Origin of the sequence: Zhengella mangrovi, assembly GCF_002727065.1 — a bacterium.
In the GTDB taxonomy this organism is placed as follows: Bacteria; Pseudomonadota; Alphaproteobacteria; order Rhizobiales; family Rhizobiaceae; genus Zhengella; species Zhengella mangrovi.
This window is the reverse complement of sequence record NZ_PDVP01000003.1, coordinates 367198-386155: the sequence shown is the minus strand read 5'-3', so window position 1 is coordinate 386155 and position 18958 is coordinate 367198. Positions and strand designations below refer to the sequence as shown.

13 protein-coding genes are annotated in these 18958 nt (G+C 64.7%); 5 read left to right on the top strand and 8 right to left on the bottom strand.

Going from position 1 to position 18958, the window contains the following annotated elements:
* Position 1: 1 nt before the first annotated feature.
* From CSC94_RS08575 to CSC94_RS08565, 3 genes are all read right to left on the bottom strand, one after another.
* The gene (locus tag CSC94_RS08575) at positions 2-235 is read right to left on the bottom strand and encodes a hypothetical protein (protein WP_099305874.1); all 234 of its coding nucleotides are present in this window, start codon (positions 233-235) and stop codon (positions 2-4) included.
* Between the two features lie 11 nt (positions 236-246).
* Complete coding sequence (locus tag CSC94_RS08570) at positions 247-1656, bottom strand: MBOAT family O-acyltransferase (RefSeq protein ID WP_099305992.1); 1410 nt, start codon at positions 1654-1656, stop codon at positions 247-249.
* A gap of 242 nt (positions 1657-1898) precedes the next feature.
* Positions 1899-3524 (bottom strand): GDSL-type esterase/lipase family protein, encoded by a 1626-nt coding sequence (locus CSC94_RS08565; protein ID WP_165784369.1) that lies wholly within the window; start codon positions 3522-3524, stop codon positions 1899-1901.
* A 411-nt stretch (positions 3525-3935) separates the two neighbouring features.
* Between CSC94_RS08565 and CSC94_RS08560 the strand changes: the two genes are divergently transcribed.
* Entirely contained in the window at positions 3936-4844 is a 909-nt protein-coding gene (locus CSC94_RS08560; RefSeq protein WP_099305872.1) for an SGNH/GDSL hydrolase family protein, read from the top strand.
* 124 nt (positions 4845-4968) lie between these two features.
* Positions 4969-6687, top strand: a complete 1719-nt coding sequence (locus tag CSC94_RS08555; protein WP_099305871.1) for a CapA family protein — start codon at positions 4969-4971, stop codon at positions 6685-6687.
* 138 nt (positions 6688-6825) lie between these two features.
* On the opposite strand, the gene CSC94_RS08550 is transcribed toward CSC94_RS08555, so the two are convergent.
* The gene (locus CSC94_RS08550) at positions 6826-7521 is read right to left on the bottom strand and encodes a hypothetical protein (protein ID WP_133122845.1); all 696 of its coding nucleotides are present in this window, start codon (positions 7519-7521) and stop codon (positions 6826-6828) included.
* 197 nt (positions 7522-7718) lie between these two features.
* Positions 7719-8600: an AraC family transcriptional regulator gene (locus tag CSC94_RS08545; RefSeq protein ID WP_099305869.1), complete on the bottom strand. Its 882-nt coding sequence runs from the start codon at positions 8598-8600 to the stop codon at positions 7719-7721.
* Positions 8601-8763: 163 nt separating this feature from the next.
* Here CSC94_RS08545 and CSC94_RS08540 point away from each other — a divergent pair, with 163 nt between their 5' ends.
* Both CSC94_RS08540 and CSC94_RS08535 read left to right on the top strand, forming a co-directional pair.
* Complete coding sequence (locus CSC94_RS08540; protein WP_099305991.1) at positions 8764-9678, top strand: aldo/keto reductase; 915 nt, start codon at positions 8764-8766, stop codon at positions 9676-9678.
* Positions 9679-9753: 75 nt separating this feature from the next.
* Positions 9754-11634: a monovalent cation:proton antiporter-2 (CPA2) family protein gene (locus tag CSC94_RS08535; protein WP_099305868.1), complete on the top strand. Its 1881-nt coding sequence runs from the start codon at positions 9754-9756 to the stop codon at positions 11632-11634.
* Positions 11635-11702: 68 nt separating this feature from the next.
* On the opposite strand, the gene CSC94_RS08530 is transcribed toward CSC94_RS08535, so the two are convergent.
* Both CSC94_RS08530 and CSC94_RS08525 read right to left on the bottom strand, forming a co-directional pair.
* Positions 11703-15539, bottom strand: a complete 3837-nt coding sequence (locus CSC94_RS08530; RefSeq protein ID WP_099305867.1) for a BACON domain-containing protein — start codon at positions 15537-15539, stop codon at positions 11703-11705.
* Positions 15540-15584: 45 nt separating this feature from the next.
* Entirely contained in the window at positions 15585-15992 is a 408-nt protein-coding gene (locus CSC94_RS08525; RefSeq protein WP_099305866.1) for an IPT/TIG domain-containing protein, read from the bottom strand.
* A gap of 184 nt (positions 15993-16176) precedes the next feature.
* Between CSC94_RS08525 and CSC94_RS08520 the strand changes: the two genes are divergently transcribed.
* Complete coding sequence (locus CSC94_RS08520) at positions 16177-17451, top strand: ABC transporter substrate-binding protein (protein WP_099305864.1); 1275 nt, start codon at positions 16177-16179, stop codon at positions 17449-17451.
* Positions 17452-17719: 268 nt separating this feature from the next.
* Here the strand turns inward: CSC94_RS08520 and CSC94_RS08510 are convergent, their stop codons facing one another.
* A complete protein-coding gene (locus tag CSC94_RS08510; RefSeq protein WP_099305860.1) occupies positions 17720-18856 on the bottom strand; it encodes an alpha-hydroxy-acid oxidizing protein in 1137 nt (378 codons plus the stop codon).
* Between the last annotated feature and the right edge of the window lie 102 nt (positions 18857-18958).

The window sequence follows — 18958 nt, the reverse complement described above, 5'->3', positions numbered from 1 at the left end:
TTCACATGCCGCCGCGCCAGTCCTCCACCAGCCGGGAGGGCTCCGCGAGGCCGATTGCCTGCATGGCCTGGTGCCAGCCTTCCGCCGCCGCGATGACCGGTTCGGTGAACCGGCTTTCCGGAAGATCATAGCTCCATGAGACAAGGGCGGACGAATTCAGCATGGCGAGACCGACTTCGATGGCGGCGACGATCAAGAGCGCCCTGAAGTCGAAGGAGGTGGGATGTCGGGTCATCGTTTCCTCGCCTAGAACTGGAAGTAGATGAAAGGCGCGGTGCCGGACGGACCGGCCCAGACAATCGCCTGGACCGCCAGGCCGAAGACAAGCGTGAGCAGCCAGGCAGGAAGCTGTTCGACCCGGGATGACAACGGCCGCGGATCCGCATGGGGGCGGACCTGGCTCACCAGGACGATCGCGATCAGCGCGACGCTGAGCCAGCTTGCTCCCGCAAACGACCAGTCCATCGCGGCAAAGCCCTGGAACCAGGCGAGCGCGGCCGGGAGATCCGAGGCACGGAAGAAGACCCATGTCGCGCAGACAAAATGAAACGTGGCCAGCCAGGCGATGACCGGCGGCAGCCGGAAACCTGAACCGGACGCGGCGCGGACAGCGAGCCGTTCGGCAATCAGGGCCGTGCCGTGCAGCGTTCCCCAGATCAGGAAGGTCCAGGCCGCCCCGTGCCAGATGCCACCGAGGAACATGGTCAGGAAGAGGTTGCGATAGGTTTTCCATGGTCCGACGCGGCTGCCGCCCAGCGGGATGTAGAGGTAGTCGCGCAGCCAGGTCGACAGGGAAATATGCCAGCGGCGCCAGAATTCCGAGAGGGACAGCGCGCGATAGGGGTTGTCGAAGTTTCGGGGAAACCGGTAGCCGAGCAGGGCGGCGAAACCGATCGCCATGTCGCTGTAGCCGGAGAAATCGCAGTAGATCTGTACGGCGTAGCCATAGACCGCCAGCAGCAGCATGCCGCTCGAATGGCTGGCCGGGTCGAGAAAGACATCGTCGACCAGAAGGGTTGCCAGGTAGTGGGCCACGATCATCTTCTTGGCGAGGCCGATGACGATCAGGACCCCGCCGAAGCAGAAATCGGCTTTCGAGATGCGTGGCGTGCGGGATAGCTGCGGGATGAAATCGCTTGCACGCACGATTGGTCCCGCCACCAGCTGCGGGAAGAAGGAGACGTAGAGCAGCACGTCGGAAAGCGATGTCTTCTCATCGAATTCACGGCGGTAGCAATCGACCAGGTAGGAAATCGACTGGAAGATGAAAAAGGAAATGCCCACCGGCAGGATGATCTCGACCAGCGGGAGGTCCCGCTCGATTCCGAGCCTGAAAAACAGCGTACGCAGGCTTTCGAGAAAGAACTCGAAGTACTTGAAGAAGCCGAGGAGCGCCAGAAGAGCGCCGGCCAGAACTGCAACGACCCACTTGCGATAGGTCTCGCCGCGGTCGGCGTGCAGCAGGTGCCCGCCCAGCCAGGCGAGGAAAGACGATGTGAACAGCAGGGCGCAGAAGCGCCAGTCCCACCAGCCATAGAAAACATAACTGGCGGCGAGCAGCATGCCCTTGCGGGCGCCGTTGGACCCCGAGAGAGCCACCGCGAGGGTCAGCACGACCAGGAAAAAGATGGCGAATGTGGCTGTGGGAAAAAGCACGACGCGCTCGCGATACCGGTTGGTCCCCTGGCACACCGGCACCCGGCCGGAACAGATCTGCCTCTCGATCCGGCCGACCGGGTCTGTCCTGCCGGAAGCAAACCGGTGCCGGTGAGGCCATGTGTGCTTCGGTTACTTGACTAAGCTCTGTTTGGTTGAGCGTAAAGTTGCCGTGTTTCAATAGTTGCTGTTAGGCTTAATAGTGCAGGGCAGGGCGCGATCCCGGGGCCGGATCGCCGGCTCTATTGGCTGAGGGCCACGACAGCCTGTTCCGGCGTGTCGAGGCTGAGCCATTCGGCAAATGCTTCCGCGCTGCGCCGGTAGCCGGAGCGGGTGAAGTGAACGCGGTCACGGGCCATCAGATCCCGTTTTGCCCACCGGTTGGCACTGCAGGCCCCACCCATGAATTCCGCCCAGTCCCAGTAGGCCGCGTCGTTGTCCCGGGCAAACTGCGCCATCGCCTTGCGGTGTGCCGCGAGCTTGGGCGGGGTGCGCCAGCCGCCGCCACAGGCGCTCGACCCCTTGCCGCGCTGGCGAAGGCCATCGGCAGCCCCAAGGAAAACCCAGTCGGCTTTCGGGGCCTGCGCCTTCATGCGCTGATACAGGTCCCTGACCATGGCGAGGTAGGAACCGGTGTCGAAATTGTCGTCGAAGCCGTCGTTGGTCGCATATCCGAAGACGATCACGTCCGGGTTGATGGCCTTGAGGTTCTCCGCGATCAGCTTCCGGTCCATCCGTTTGGTGATGGCCGCCGTCGCGCCGATCAGCCCGAAGTTCACGTAACGCACGCCGGGCTCTTCCTTGCCGCTGGCCCAGTCAAGCACCTGGACGTTTCCGCCGCCGAGCACGGTCAGCGTTGCGCTGTCGCCCCGCGCCGCCATGCGGAATGTCTGCGCGCTGCCTGCCTCGCCCCTGGCAGAGAACTGCTCGGTCCTGTCGCCGACGGTGAGGGCGAAGCGGCCCTGGTCAGGACCGGTCGCGACGGTGACGGCGACCCAGTCGAAATCACCGGATTTCGTGTCCATGGTCAGGCGCGCGTTGCGGGCGCTGCTTGCCAGGTTGACACCGGACAGGCCGAAGGGGCCGTGCTTGTATTTCAGTGCTGTCTTGGAGCGCCAGCGCCCGGCCGCCTTCTGGCTGATCTGGTCGACATAGGCGTATTTGAAGGCATCCGGCGGGATCATCTGGCCGCGGCCGGCATCGCCGTACCTGGCCTGCAGGATGTCGCGAATGCCGCTGGTGAAGGAATCGGACGCAACGTGGCTGTCGCCGATGTGGAGGACCGTCAGCGGGCGCTTCCTGTCAGCGGATGCCAGCGTCCGGAAGCGCGCGCGAATGCGCTCGATGGCGGGAAGGTGCGGCTCAACCTCCGGCAGCGGGCGCTCCGGCTTCGGTTCGATCCGATCGCGCTTCAGGCTACCATGCGGAAGGATCGCGTCCGGAGAGATCAGCCTCGCGAGGCGGGCGCCGGCCCGCGCCTCGCGCAGTTCTCGTTCGCGCCGAAGCGCGGCTTCGCGGCGGTCCTGGCTGGCGATGATCCTGGCGCGCAGGCTTTCGGCCTGCGAGACGCGGATGCGCCGCGCCTCAGGGCCTGCCATGTCCCTGCCGGCCTCGCGGACCCGTGTCGTCCAGGCCGCACTGAGCGTCTCGGCCTGTCGCCTGGCGAGGGCCGTGGCGCGCAAATCTGGCAGGCGCGTTTTCATCGCCTCGGCGAGCACGTCGTGCCGGCAGGGTTTGCCGGATCGCGCTGCCGTGCAGTCGTCCTGGACCGTCGCCATCCGTGCGGTGAGCGTGGAAGACATGTTCCCGCGCGGCGCGATCACGACGGTCAACGCGACCGCTGCCAACAGGACGGAAACAGTTTTCAACCCGCTTTTCATTCTCGCACTCTTCCGGTCGAACGCTTACGCAGGGAGTGCCTTTCTCTGCCATGCAACATCGGCGCTTTGGCGGCACACTACAGTGTATGTGGATTAAGGTTAATGAATATTTATCCTCGGCCTTGCCCAAGTCTCCCTGTTCAAGATGGCCAAATCGAGACAAGATTGGCGCTGCTCCGATCCGGTTTTGATTTGTGGAATGGAAAAATCCTGTAACAAAAGGCAAGATAGCGTGAAACTCAGATGCGCGGTGTCTTGGTCATGCAGTTTTCCGCGCCAGAATATCTGGCCGTTCCATGGTAGATGCAAGTCGTTGCGCCGGTGGTCGTCTTGATTGGAGCAAAGCTCGGGAGGGCGTAAGAAAGTAAAGACGGTTCATCGTTCGAGAGGGGTAGCGAGATGAGTGTTCGCGGGCGTTTGTTTGCCGCAGTCCTGTCATTGGCCGCGCTGGTTGCGGGAACGGCCTGGAGCCCTGACGGCCATGCCGAGGCGCGCGGCGCCGAAGACAGCGTGCAGGCAACGGAACCGGCGGGCGCAGCGGGGAGCGAAACCCATGCGGCGCTCGATGCCGACCCCGGCGCGCCGGCGGGAACGGCCCCGGACCAGGCGGCGGAGGGGCAGCCGGCCGTGCAGACCTACCTGCATCCAGGCAGCACGAGCGGCCCGTTTCGCATGGTCGTGATCGGGGACTCGCTCGCGGCCGGTCTCTACCAGGGCCTCTACATGAATGACCGGTCGGCGAACCTGTTCGACATCCAGAACAAGGCGCGGGTCAACACGGGCATCGTGCGCACCGACCGCTACAACTGGATGGACGGCGTCAAGGGGTACTCCACGGGCGATTTCGACATCGCGGTCGTCCTGCTCGGCCTGAACGACCTTCAGTCGATCCGCGGGTCCGGGCGCGCGCGCCATTTCCCGACCAAGGAATGGCAGGTGGCCTACGAGGAGCGCGTGAAGGAAATCCTCGCCGCGCTCAGGGACCGGAACATCGCCATCTACTGGGCCGGGATCCCGATCACCGCACCGCAACGTTACCAGGAGCAATACCGCTTTCTGAACGACATATACGAACGGCTGATGAAGGAAGACGGGGTCAAGTTCGTCAACCTCTGGGCCCCGCTGGCGAGCGAGGACGGGACCTATTCCCCCTATTTCGAGACGAGCGACGGCAACCTGGAAAAAATCCGCCTCGATGACGGCATTCATTTCACGCCGGCGGGCTACGAGATCATGGCACGCTACGTCTACAACGTCATTGTCTCGGACGTGAAACAGGCCACGGCAAAGGCGACGCAGTCGCAGTGACCGGAGCGACGTTGCCGCCGGAAGGTGAAACCGGCTGGGAGCCGTCATCCAACTGAACTCCGGCGTGTCCGCATCGGTGAGCGCTCCGCGTCGCGACGGGTAAGAGTGAGTAGGTGTTGGCGTTATGGATCATCGTGTTGTGATGCGATGGAAGCGCGGCTTGCGCTTCCTCTGTGCGGTCGCCCTGGCCGGGGCGGCGTCCGCTGTTCCAAGTGCCGCGAGTGCCGATCCCGTGGTCGCCCGAACCGGCGAATTGTTGGCATTCCGGGTTCCGGCCAGGCCGCTGCTTTCCGCCCCCGAAGCCGAGAGCGAGCCGGTGCGCCACCTCACGGTCCTGATGGCCGGCGATACCGGCTGCGCGCCGAACCGCACCGCGCCGAAGCCCGACGGCGTGTTCAAGCATGGCGCATGGCAGTCCTTCGGCGAGACAACAAACCGGATCCGCACACTGATCGATGGTGACGTCAACTTCGCCAATATCGAAACGGTCATTTCGGATTCCGACGCGCTGCGGCCGATGCCCAAGGCGTTCAATTTCGCCAGCCATCCCAATTGCATCCGCAATCTCGTCAAGGTCGGGTTCAACCTGTTCTCGATGGCGAACAACCACGCCTTCGACTACGGCGCGGAGGGCATTCGCCAGTCATTGCGCCATGCCGACGCGTTGCTGGGCCATGGCCTGCTGGCCCATGCCGGGATCGGCCTCGACCGCACGCAAGCCGCGCGGGTGCCTGTTTTCGAGCGCAAGGGCTTCCGGGTTGCCTTCGGTTCGATCGGCATCGGCGCCAGCGGCAACGGCATCCAGCGCGCAACGGAGAACCGGCCGGGCCAACTCAGCCTGACCAACCGGGATGACCTTGCCCTGCTTGCCGGTAATCTCAGGCATGCGGCGGCCGACCTTCGCCTGCTGTCCATCCACCGCGGTCCCGAGCGCTACAGCCGGCCGAGCGGGCACGAGGTCGACGCGGTGCGCAGGCTGGTGGACCAGAGCGATGCCGACATCATGATCGGCCATCATGCCCATGTCGCGCGCGGCCTCGAGGTGAGGAACGGGCGTCTCGTCGTCTACGGGCTTGGGAATTTCCTGCATCACGGCACGGCGAACATGAACGGAAAGGGCGGATGCCAGGATTTCAGCCTCGTCGTGCGCGCGCATTTCGTCGGGCGGAAGGCGGCGCGGCCCGAACTGGCGGCCGTGGAAGTGGTGCCGGTCCAGGATACGCATTTTCAAACCGTGGCGCTGAACGGGAAACAGGCTGCCAGGCGCATCGCGGTCCTGAACGGGTTCGCCGGCCAGTTCGACGATCCGGCAAGCGGGGCGAAAGGCGTTCGTTTCGTTGCCCAGGATGACGGCACGGGCATTTTCTGCACGAAGGCGGCCGCCCTGCATCCGGCCACGAAAACCCTGTGCCGGACCTACCGTCCCGACCACCTGGAAGCCGAACGGTTCTATGCCGTCGCCGCGGCGAGCTGCGGCAGGCAGGTTCCGATGATGATCGCGCGCAACGACACGCAGGAGACGGAGGTTGCTGTAGCGAAGCCGGACCCGATGCCGGACTTGCCGGACCCCGCTCCCCTGGCCGTCAAGCCGGCGGTCCTGGCAATCGTGACGACGGATCCCGATCCCGCGGGTCCGGCGGTGGCGAGGCAAGCACGCGAACTGGAGCAGAACCCCGCGTACTGGCCTGCCGGAATGCCGCTCGCCTGGGATGTCCCGGCCGACGAGACGCCCAGGGAGCGTCATGCCCGGTGGCGTCAGAAGCATTATTCGGTGGCCGAGGTCGAAGCCCTGCTGATCAAGCGCGGCTTCCTGAAACCCGGCGCCATCCGACGCCTGAATTGATCGGCCATCTTGTCCATCCCGCGAGCCATGCCTGATACCGGTCTCTGCAAGCGATGGCGGCGTGTGTGATCGTTAAAGCGGCTGGCGGATGAACGGCCGCGATCGGGGCGTTGCACAGGCCGGCAAGCAGGCCAAGGACTACCGATCCGCCGGGCCCGTTTCGGAGCGGGTCGCAGGAAGCGGCGGGTTCGCCGGATCGAAGGTCTTGATTTCGCTCTTTCGCAGCCGATGCCATATGACGGGTCCGGAGACGAGGAGCACCGCGACCGTCATCGCAAACTTCCAGGTTGCAGCCAATCCGTCAACGAAGGCGAACGCCAGCGAGACCAGGCCGAGGCCGAACAGCAGAAGAACAACCAGCCAGGCGACAAGGAGGCCGACGTTTCCGGTCACGAATTCGGCCTGCGGAGCTGCGGCGGCAACCCGCCGGACCAGCTCGCGCAGGAACGGCGCATAGGTGTCCGTCCGATCCTCGAAATTGCCAAGGCTCACGTAGCTGTGGGAACGAATCCTGATCCTGCCATGCATGCCGGTCGAAAGCGCACATTGATATTGCTCTCCGCCGGTGTTGCCATAGCTGATCAGCTGCACCCTGCGAACGTCGGCATAGGGAATTCGGCCCTGCCTGGCGTTTTCCTCCCAGACAAGGGCGTCCGGGCCAAGCCTGAACATGCGCGACCTGTCGATGATGCTGTTGCGAACGGTGTGGCCATGATCGATCATGATGCCACTTGAGACCGGTTTTGCCGGCCATGGCAAGCGGCACGCCGGCTGGGACGCATGTCCAGGCTGCAGATGACAAACACCGCCGGGCAAGGACGGGCGGTTTTGCAAGGGAGCCTGCCGCCGGGATCGGGCATGGCTGCGGACCGGAAACCGCCGACCGGATGTCCTCCGGGCCGGCATAGCGGATCATGACTGCGGCGAGGTTGAGCTCGATGTGGACGCCGCGCGACGGGTCGGTCAGCAAGACCGTCGTCTCGCCCCGCGCGGTGTCGAAGAAATTGAAGGTCGCGCCATTGTCGCCGCGTTCACGCCGGTTCGAGGACGTGAGTGCTCTCCCTGCTCGGCGCCGTCCCGAACTTGCGCTGGTAGTCGCGGCTGAAATGCGTCGGGCTTTCATAGCCCACCTCGAAGCCCGCAGCGGCCACGCTGTGGCGGCCGCCACGAAGCAGGTCGCGCGCGGCAATCATGCGCAGATCCTTCTGGTACTGCAGGGGCGTGGTGCCGGTCACCTGTTTGAAGTGACCGTGAAACGACGACTGGCTCATACCCGCAGCCTGGGCCAGTTGCGGGACCGACAGGGTCTGGCGGTAATCCCTCCTGATCTGCACGATGGCCCTGGCCACCCGGCTGGCGTGACTGTCGATCGACAACAGGCTTCGGAGCATTCCTCCGAGCGGTGACATCAGCAGCCGAAAATGAATTTCCCGCAGGACGGACGGGCCAAGCACGTCCGCTTCGACGGCATTGTTTGCCAGTGCCAGATACCGGGCCATCGGCTCCATGACAGCGGGTTCCGCAGGGCCTGCGGAGAGCGAACGGGCCGACGTCTTGCCGCCTGATACAGGTCCGATCTGCTCATAGAGGCTGCGCACCAGCGCCAGTTCCAGGGCGACGATCAGCGCGAGATACGGTTCTTCCCCGGAAGCGGAAATGATCCGCGACCGGACCGGGAGATCATGGCTGACTATGAGCGCATCGCCGGCGTGCAGGGTGACCGACTGATCGCCGATGGTCGTCTCCTTGGCGCCCTGGAGGACCAGGCAGACGACCGGCCTGTAGACGACCGACTCGAACGCGCTGACCTGCGTGGTCCGAAGAACGGTCAGGTCCGGCAAGGCCATGCTGTCTGGCTGCTCCTGGCGGTCCGCATAGGCGCGTGCTGATGCAACAAGGCTGGTGAATGGCATGGCATCGTCCCTTCTGGAGTTTTTGTAGCACCAGCCAGTGGATGTTGCATCCACATCTCTCCGGGATTGGAGGAATTGGCAGATCTTTCGAAGGATGTGGCAGGCGCGGCGGGGGCCTGTCCGCTAGCCTCACATGACCGATTTCCAGCAACCGGAGAAGATCATGGCCCTCACGACACGCAGATTCCCGCTCAATGCCGGCGTCACCATCCCCGCCGTCGGGTTCGGTACCTACCTCGTTTCAACCGATGATGCTCCGACGGCCGTGCAGACCGCCATCGAATGCGGCTACCGCCACATCGACACGGCCTCCGGCTACCGGAACGAGGCGGCGGTCGGCGAGGGAATCCGGGCGGGGCTGGCATCGACCGGCCTGTCGCGGGACGACATTTTCGTCACCACCAAGCTTTGGCCCGGCAATCCGGCATGGGGCGACGCGCCGAAGACCCACGACCAGACAATCGCGGAGTGCGAGGCCAGCCTCGACCGGCTGGGTCTCGACCACGTGGACCTTTACCTGATCCATGCACCCTACGGCGGGCCGGAGCGACTGTCGCAGTGGCGGGCGCTGGTCGACCTGCAGACAGCGGGCAAGGCCCGCTCCATCGGCGTGAGCAACTACAACCGGTCCCACCTGGAGGAAATCCGGCAGGCCGGACTGCAGACGCCGGATGCCAACCAGATCGAACTGCATCCCTGGTCGCAGAAACCGGACCTGCTTGCCTACATGGCGGCGAACGGGATCGCTCCGATCGCCTACAGCAGCCTCGTGCCGCTTTCCACGTGGCGCAGGGAAGAGGGTCAGGCCAGCGCCAAGACCGATCAGATGAAGGCCGACAGCGGTGCGTTCGCGGACATGGCGAAACAATACGGCGTCACCGAAGCGCAGTTCCTGCTGCGCTGGGGACTCCAGAACGGCTATGCCGTCCTGCCGAGGAGCTTGAATCCTGACCGCATGAAGCAGAACATCGACCTCGACGGCTTCGAGATCGGGGAAGCCGACATGGCGGCCATACGGACGATGGACCGGGGCGAGGGCGTGGCCTGGGCGACCGGCGATCCAAGCGCCGCAGCGTGATCAACAGCCGATGCGGCGCTTTCCGCCCGGATCCGGGACAGGCGGCGCCGCTGACAACGACAGCAAGAGGACGCCATGACCGCCGAGTTCATGTTCATCACATTCACGCTCTTCCTGGCCGGGATGATCGCCGTTCCGCTTGCCTCGCGGTTCGGGCTTGGCTCGGTGCTGGGCTACCTGATCGCCGGAATCGCGATCGGGCCGGTGCTGCACCGGGCGGGCGTCGATGTGGCCGCCCTGCAGCATTTCACCGAGTTCGGCGTGGTGATGATGCTTTTCCTGATCGGCCTGGAAATGCAGCCGAGGGTGCTGTGGGCGATGCGGGCGCAGATCTTCGTGATGGGCGGCCTGCAGCTCGGCCTGACCGCCCTGGGGGTCATGGCTGCTGCCATGCTGTTCGGGCTGTCATGGACGGTGGCGCTCGCCATCGGCCTGGTCTTCGCCCTGTCCTCGACGGCGATCGTCACGCAGACGCTCAATGAAAAGGGGCTGATGCGCAGCGACGGCGGACAGGCGAGCTTCGCGGTGCTGCTGTTCCAGGACATTGCGGTCATTCCCATGCTTGCCCTGATCCCGTTGCTGGCGCTGCCGGAACTGACCAGCGCGCTCGGCCACGGGGAGGATCACGGCAGCGGGCATGGCGGCTCGGCACTGAACCTCAACCTGGTCGAGGGATTGCCCGGCTGGCAGACGGCGCTGATCACGCTGGCGGCCATCGGCCTCGTCGTCCTGGCCGGCCGCTACCTGACCGGACCGGTCTTCCGCTATATCGCCCGCGCCCGGCTTCGCGAGCTGTTCGTCAGCACGGCGCTGATGATGGTCGTCGGAATCGCACTGCTGATGACGATGGTGGGGCTGTCGCCGGCGCTCGGTACGTTCCTGGCCGGGGTCGTGATGGCCAACAGCGAATACCGGCATGAACTGGAAAGCGACATCGCGCCCTTCAAGGGCATATTCCTAGGCGTGTTCTTCATCACCGTCGGCGCCAGCATCGATTTCGCCCTCCTCGGCGATAACCTGGCATTGATCGTCGGCCTGACCCTCGGGCTGATCGTGCTGAAATGCCTTGTCATGCTGGTCGTTGGCCGGGTTTTCAGGCTTGCCGGGGGCGACAAGTGGCTGTTTGCTCTCGGGCTGGCCCAGGCTGGCGAGTTCGGTTTCGTTCTCGTCTCCTTCACCGTCGCCAATGCCGTCGTTCCTGCGCCCGTCGCCGACCTTCTCCTCCTGGTGATCGCGATGTCGATGCTGCTGACACCGGGCCTGTTCATTCTCTACGACCGGCTGATCGCGCCGCGGTACTCGCGCCAGCAGGAGCGCGAAGCCGATGCCATCGACCATGGCTCGGGTATCATCATCGCGGGTCACGGCCGGTTTGGCGGCATCGTCAACCGTGCCCTGCAGGCGGCCGACTATGAAACGACGGTGGTCGACTACAGCAACGACCAGCTCAAGATGCTGCGCCGGTTCGGCCTGTCGGCCTATTACGGCGACGCGACCCGGCCGGACCTGCTGCATGCCGCGGGCATCGAGACCGCCAGGGTTCTCGTCATCGCCATCGACAACAAGGACGCGGCGACCGAACTGGCGCGCTACATGCACGAAGCCCACCCGCACGTTCATGTCATTGCCCGCGCCATCGACCGGTGGCACGTCTACGACCTCTGGTCCGTGGGGTGCCGCGATATCATCCGGGAGACCTATGACAGCTCGATCCGGGCCGCCCGTTCCGCCTTCGAGGCCCTCGGTCACTCGCGCGCCAAGGCGGAGCGACTGGTTGGCGTATTCGAGGCGTTCGACCGCAGGACGATGCTGGAGACAGCCCAGGCCTTCATCGAGAGCGACGACCCGCATGCCGATGACAGCACGTATTCCCGCCTGATCCGCGACCACCTGGAAAGCTGGGAAGCCGAGTTGAAGGCCAGCATGAAAGGCGCGCTCTCGGAACGCGACGCCTGATACCGTTCAGGCAGGCGGGGCGCTGCATGACCATGATGTCACCAGCGCCCCGAAGAGGACCGCTCTCCTCACTGGGTGCGGACGGCCACGCTGGTCGCTCCGACCACCTGCGAGCTCGCATTGCGGAAGTAGATATGCGCTCGGTTGGTGGCCGGGTTGTCGGCCACCGTGCCCGACCCCTGGGCGAGGACCACGAAGAAGTAGGTCTGCCCGGCCGTCGCCGTGAACGACGTGCTGGCCGCAAACGTGGTCAGGCAGACGCCGCTCGAATTGGCCCGGCAGATTGTCAGCGTGGCCGGCATGTTCGGGTCGGTTCCGCCGATGGCCTGCTCGGTCACGCTGGCCGTGACGGTCTGCGTGGCGCCGATGTTGATCGCGGCGACGGAAGCGGCCGACTGGCCGGTCGTGCCGGGGATCGAGATGTAGCCGGTGTTGCCGATCGTCGCGGCGATGGCCACCAGGTCCGCGATCGGCGTGGTCGAGGCGGTGTACTGGAAGGTGTTCACCCCGAAGATCGTGCCGGCGGGCGAGGTGTTGGTGCAGTCGAAGACGAGCGGGATGTTGCTCGACGCGGCCGCGGTCGGCGACAGGGCGAAGTAGAAGCCCTGCGATCCGCCGGCGGCGATGTTGACCGGCGTGTTCGCGGTGCCGATGGGCACGTTGGACGCGTTGGTCGTCTGGTAGAGGAAGGTGGTTCCGGCGATGGCGGACGGCAGGGCGATGCTGCAGCCGGTCGCCGTGGCGGCGTTCGGGTTGATGATGGTGGCAAAGGCCGTCACCGCCGTTCCGGTCTGCGTCGCCCGGGCCGTCGGCAGGACGGACGCGACAACGGCGCCAAGGGTCGTGCCGCCGGACGTCGAGACGTTCAGGCTGAACGTGCCGGTGTTGCCGCTGAAGCCGTCCACGGCGATGTAGTAGGTCCCGGCATTCACGGCCATCTCGATCAGGGACGCCAGGTTGGTGCCGCCGTCATCGTTGGTCGCAAGCGTGGTCAGGGAACTGACCGACGATCCCGAGAACAGGCCGATGTAGGTGTCGAGAGCCGAGCCGTTGGTATCGACATGCAGGGTGGTCGAGCTCGGGATCGTGACCTTGTACCACACCGAGTTGTTCGGTGCGCTGAGTGCCGGCTCGCCGGTCTCGCTGGTCGCGCCGACATTGGTCTGGCCGGTCACCGCGTAGGGCAGGGTGCCGATGTTCGTTGCATTGGCGAAATTGTCGTTGGCCGGACCGGTACTGCCGCCGGTCACGGTCAGCGCCACGGCCCGCGACGTGTTGCCGGTGCCGTTGGTGGTGTTGGTGAAATTCACCGTTGAATTGTAGGTGTTCGGTGCCAGCGTGTTGGCCGTGGTGTTGATGGACACGATGACAGCGGTAGACGCGCCCTGCACGATTGTTCCCGATGCGGGCGATATGGTCGTCCAGGCCGCCGAGTCGCTAGCGGTCCAGTTGACCGACCCCGTGCCGTTGTTGGTGACGGTATAGGTCTGGGAGTTGGGCAGGAACGGTCCTCCCTGGGCGCCCGTGGAATTGAACGCCGTGGTCGGGGTGACTGTCATGCTCGGGCTGCCGGACGATGAGGCAGCCTTCCAGGCCCCGCGGCCATGGGTGGCCGCATAGAGATCGCCGGTGCTTTCCTGGAACACCAGGTCGAACACCGCCAGCAGGGGCAGGTTGGTGTTGAACGGCGTCCAGGTGGTGCCGCCGTCGGTGGTGCGGTAGACGCCCAGGTCGGTGCCGATCCAGAAGTGGGTGGTCGGTTCGCCAGGGTCGATGACAACCGTGTTGACCGGAACGTCGATTAGGTTGCCCGAGATGTTGGTCCAGGTCGCGCCGGCGTTGGTCGTGCGATAGACGTGACCGGTGCCGAAGCCCTGGGCCGTGACGATCGCGTTGTCGGCGTTGGTCGGATCGACCGCGACATAGGACATGGCGCGTGTCGGCAGGCCGGAACTGCGGTCCGTCCATGTGGGCGAGCCGCTCTGGGCATTGCTCGAATACCAGGCCTTGCCGTCATTGGTCACGACATACATGGCGTTGGAATTGGTCTTCGCCTCCGCCATCATCGAGATTGCGCTGCGGCTGCCGCCACTGGTCAGGTCGTTGGAAACGGCTGTCCACGCGTCGCCCTGGTTGGTCGACCGGTAGAGCCGGTAGGTGCCGAAATAGACCCGGGTGGGGGTCGTCGGGCTCATCCGCAGCGGCGGGATGAACTGGCCGCGATCACCGGCGTTGATGCCGGTCTTCTTGAGGAAGTAGGTGCCGCCGTTCCCTGTGTCGTTGCGCCTCGGCCCAGAGTAGGAGGCATTCTGCTGCCATTGGCACATGCCGTAGCGGATGTTGGTGTTGGACGGATTGATCAGCGTGAAGGCGCCATCGCAGCCGCCAACGCCGCTGAAGTTCACGTCCGTCCACACGGTCGATCCGGTATACAGCACCGTGTGGTTGTCCTGGGTGCCGCCCGATATCGGCTGGCTGCCCGTCGGGGCCACCGAAAGGCCGCCGTAGAACTGCGAGATGTTCAGGCCGCTGTTGCGCTGCGTCCAGGTTGCTCCGCCATCCAGCGACCGGAACAGTCCGCCGTCGTTCGCCGCGTAGACCGTATCGGCGACCACCGGGTGGAAGGCAAGGTCGTGCTGGTCGACGTGGATCCCGTTGGTGATATTGGAGAATGAACTGGCGCCGTCAGTGGATTTGTAGAGGGAAACGCCGCCCATGTAGACGGTTTCAAGGCTGTTCGGCGCGATCTTGATGTGCATGTCGTACCAGCACTGGCTGCCGCACGATGCGCCTGTCGCGGTGCGCTGGGTCCAGTTGGCGCCGTCGTCCGTCGTCCGCCAGATTCCGAGCATCTGGAACGTGGACGAGTTCTGCATGACAGCGTAGGCGTACTGGCCGCGCATGTCGATGTTGATGCGGCCGATGCTGGATGTCGGCAGGCCGCTGGTGACCTGAGCCCAGGTGGCTCCCCCGTCGGTCGAGCGGTAGATTCCGTTCGTCGAACCGCCGAATGCGCTGCCGATGGCCGCAATCACGATATTCTGGTTGTTGTCGCTGATCGCGACGTCGGAAACGACGCCAGTGAGGACGCGTGTCCAGTTCTGGCCGCTGTCGGTCGAGCGGTAGAGGCCGAAGTCGGATGCAGCGAAGACGGTCGTGGCCGTCGTCGAACCGGCCGTGCTCGGGCGCACCTTGATCCGCGCAATGCGCGCACCGCCGCTGGTGGTATCGAAAACACTGGCTCCCATCTGCTGCCAGGATGTGCCGCCGTTGGTCGAGCGCAGGACACCGCAGCCGTAGTAGCTGTCGGCCGAATTGTGCAGTTCACCCGTGCCGGCGTAGACGATGTTCGGATTGACCGGGTCGATCTCGATATCGCCCATGGCCAGCGAACATGCCTGGTCGGACGTCGCTATCCACGTGCTGCCGCCATCGGAGGATTTCCAGATGCCGCCCTGGGCGCCGCCGATATAGACGATGTTGCCGTTGGTGGGGTGCACGGCGACCGAACTGATCCGGCCTGAAAACTGGTTCGACCCGCTCTGGATGGGCGTGGGGCCGATCGCAGACCAGTTGCCGACATTGATGGATGGAACGGTGCCGGTGGGGGAAGCCGGCTGCTCATAGCCGGAATCGGGGCCGAACCGCTGTTCGTATTCCCTCCTTGCCGCCTGGAAGCTTCCCGGCGGAACCCGGTCGAACGGGAAGGCGCGGGGCAGGTAGAACCACAGGAGCCGTTCTGCCGGCGTGCCTTCCGGTTCTTGTGTCAGCTCGTCAACTTCGTGCCCGGCTTCCTGGGCGATCGCCGTCAGGTGAAGACCAAGGGCTCCGGCCAGCGTCAGAACCGCAACGACTAGAAAATGGCGGATTGCTTCCGCAATCCGTGCCCGCAAATGCTGTTCCATGCTGCACTCCCTGCCTTATATACCCGCCCCAGAAGTTCAATGCTTTCAGTCCGTCAACATGAAGTCGACGCTATTGCTTCGCCCGTTCCTGTTGACGACGGATACCGGGTACACGCCCCGCGGCATCACCATCGGCGGGACCTCGCCGCCCGAAGAGCGTTCCTTTGGTGCCACGAAGACGATCTTTCCTGCCTCCGACGGCAGGTCAGGTAACTCGATGCCGCCGAACAGCACCGTATTGCCGCTGGCGGTAAAGCCGGTTCCGGTCAGCGTCACTTTCGTCGGATAGGCAACGCCGGCGGGGCCGGACGACGGATTGATCGACCGGATGACCGGGGCTGCGCCTCCCGCAACCTGTTGACCTGCCGACGTCACCGGGGCGCTGCCAAGCATACAGGCCGTCGCCATGCCCAGTGCTGAAAGCAAGGAAACAATATTTTCTATGACCGGCATTGGCTCGCCTTTAAGATTTGCTCAATTTGGCAATTTCCAATACTCTTTATAACTTAACCATAAACTATGTCCCAATGAAGCACAATGCGGAAGTCAGCATGCGCAAGCCTCCAGCGTAGAGGTCAACGGGCTCACCCAACGCAAGCCGCTGCCGACGCAAGATGCCTGTCCTGGAGTAGCCGCGATGCGTATCGTCAACGGGTTTGCCGGAGTCCTGCTTGGACTGGCCGCCGGTTCTTTCACGACTGCCAGCGATGCGACGGCGGCCGATGCAATCCGCATCGGCACACTTGCGCCGCTCGATGGCGAATTCGCCAGTTTCGGGCTTGAATCCATGCGCGGCGTGGAACTCGCGTTCCGCAAATGGACGTGGAAGGCCGGCGGACATGACATCGAGTGGATCAAGGCATCCTCGGGGGAGAGCCCCGAAACGGCTGTCGCTGCCGCGCGCAAGCTCGTCGAAGAAGACAAGGTCGATTTCATCGTCGGACCGATGACGGCGATGGCGGGCCTTGCCCTGCGGGACTACGCCCGGACCGTGCCGAACATCACGTTTCTCAACGGGTCCTCGGCACATCCGGACCAGACCCTGCGCGATCCCGCCGTCAACTACTACCGGTTCAACATGGATTCCGCGCAGTGGATGGGCGGACTGGGCAAATACGCGTTCGAGGAAAAGGGATACAAGACCATCGCCACGGTCGCCGAGGACTATCAGTTCGGCTGGGCGCAGGTTCGCGGTTTCCTGTTCGACTACTGCCGTGCCGGCGGAAAGCTCGTCGCCAGCTACTGGGCGCCACCGGGGACGGAAAACGCGGGGTTCGCCGAGATCGCCCGCCAGATCCCGAAGGATGTCGATGCCGTCTTCGTGCCGATGGGAGGCTGGGCGGCGCGGGTTTTCCTGACGGAATACGAGACGGCCGGCAGCCCGGCCCCGATGGTGGCAGGCACGATTACCATGCAGCCGCTGCTGTACAAGACCCGGGGCGACCGCGAGAAATACCTGGTCGGCACGCCGAGTTCGGGGCCGGTGGCAATGGAATTCGACAAGCCGGAATGGGTTGCCTTCGAAAAACAGTACCTGGACGTGTTTCCAAACGGTTATCTTTCACCGACCCTGTTTGCCTATGACTACTACGTCAACACGGCCGCGCTTCTCACCGCGCTGGACAAGACGGGCGGGGACCTGTCCGACGGACACAATGCGATCCGGGCCGCGCTCGACACGCTGGTCCTCGAAACACCCACCGGCACCGTGCGCCTCGACGGCAACCGCCAGGCGATCGGCAACGTGCTCATATCGGAGCTCTACAAGGGGGACAGCCGGAAGCCGTACCGGAAGTACTTCAAGACGGTCTCCGGCGTCGACCAGGCCCTCAATGCGGACCGGGACGCCTACCTGAAGCTGGGGCCGCTGAACAAGGACGTCTCCTTCTGTGACAGCGTGAAACAGCCCTGACCGACCCGCGATCGCGCCATCCGGTCAGGGCCTGCATCCGGGGGCGGGGGGCGGGAGGCCCTCCAGTCCATCTTCTGGCGGACCCTTTCGTGGCAGGGCGAGCAGGTCTTCCCGATCATCATGAAGACGCCGTCGGCGGGCATGGCGGCCAGCATGGCCGGATCGAGGGTGGCGCCATGGTTCATGGCATGGCCGCCCATGTCCTTCATTCTGCCGCCAAGTGCCCTGGCCGCATCGCGCGGGAGCACCATGGATTCCCTGCGCTCCTTCACGATGCCCCGGCCAGCGGGACGAGCGCGTGCTGGCCGATTTCGCGTGCCCTCGGATAGCCCGTCAGGGCCAGCGTCGTATCGATTTCGGACGCGATCATGTCGATGACGTCGTTGACGCCTGCTTCGCCCGCCGCGGCGAGGCCATAGAGCGTGGCACGGCCGAGGAGGCACATGCTGGCGCCGGCCGCCAGGCCCTTGACCACATCGGCGCCCGACCGGATGCCGCTATCGAGCAGAAGCGGGATGTCCGCGGCGGGCGCCACGGCGCGCAGGGTATCCAGTGGCGCCGCGACATCCTCGAGCTGCCGGGCGCCGTGGTTTGAAAGGATGACGGCATCCGCCCCGGCCTTCTTGGCCCGCGCGACCTCGGCAGCCGAGTTCAGCCCCTTCAGGATTAGCGCATGGGGCCAGGAATCGCGCAATTCCGCGAATGCCTCCCAATCGAAACCGGCGTCCATCTGGCGGTTCATCAACGCCGCCTGGGCTGACACGTCCGCAGCAAGGTCGGTCTCGAAATTCGCCAGCCTGGGCAGGCCGTTGCGAAGCTGCGACAGGGTCCAGGCGGGGTGCGCCGCGGCATCCAGCACGACCCGCGGCGTGAGCTTGAACGGAACCTTGAAACCGGAGCGCAGGTCGCGCTCGCGGCGGCCGTTCACCGCGACGTCCACCGTCAGGATCAGCGTGGAGAAACCGGCGTTCAGCGCTCGCTGGACGAACAGTTTCGCCTGCGCCCGGTGCAGGACGTAAAGCTGGAACCACTTCTCGCCGTCGGTCGCGCGGGCAACGTCCTCGATTGTCGAGGTCGAGGCGGTCGACAGGCAGAAGGGCAGGCCATGGCGGGCCGCCGCCCGCGCCAGGATCAGGTCTCCGCCTGCATGGATCACGCCGTTCAACCCGGTCGGCGCGATGGCGAGCGGCAGCGGATAGTCTCGGCAGAGCAGGGTCACCGACGGATCCCGCTGGCTGACATCGGTCAGGCGGCGGGCTTCGAAGAGGTGGCGGCCGAAGGCTTCGCGATTGCGGGCGAGGCCCCGTTCGCCGGCCGCGCCGCCTTCCAGGTAGTCGAAAACCATGCGAGGGAGCCTGGCCCGGGCGCGGCGGCGGAAATCGTCAAGTGTTACACAACGGGCCATGCGGCCTCCCGTCTGATGGCGTGGTTTCCGGTCCGTCGCGCCGAACGAAAGCCGTGCCTGCCTGGCATGCGATCAAGAGCGACCGCGGCAATTGTCGGACAA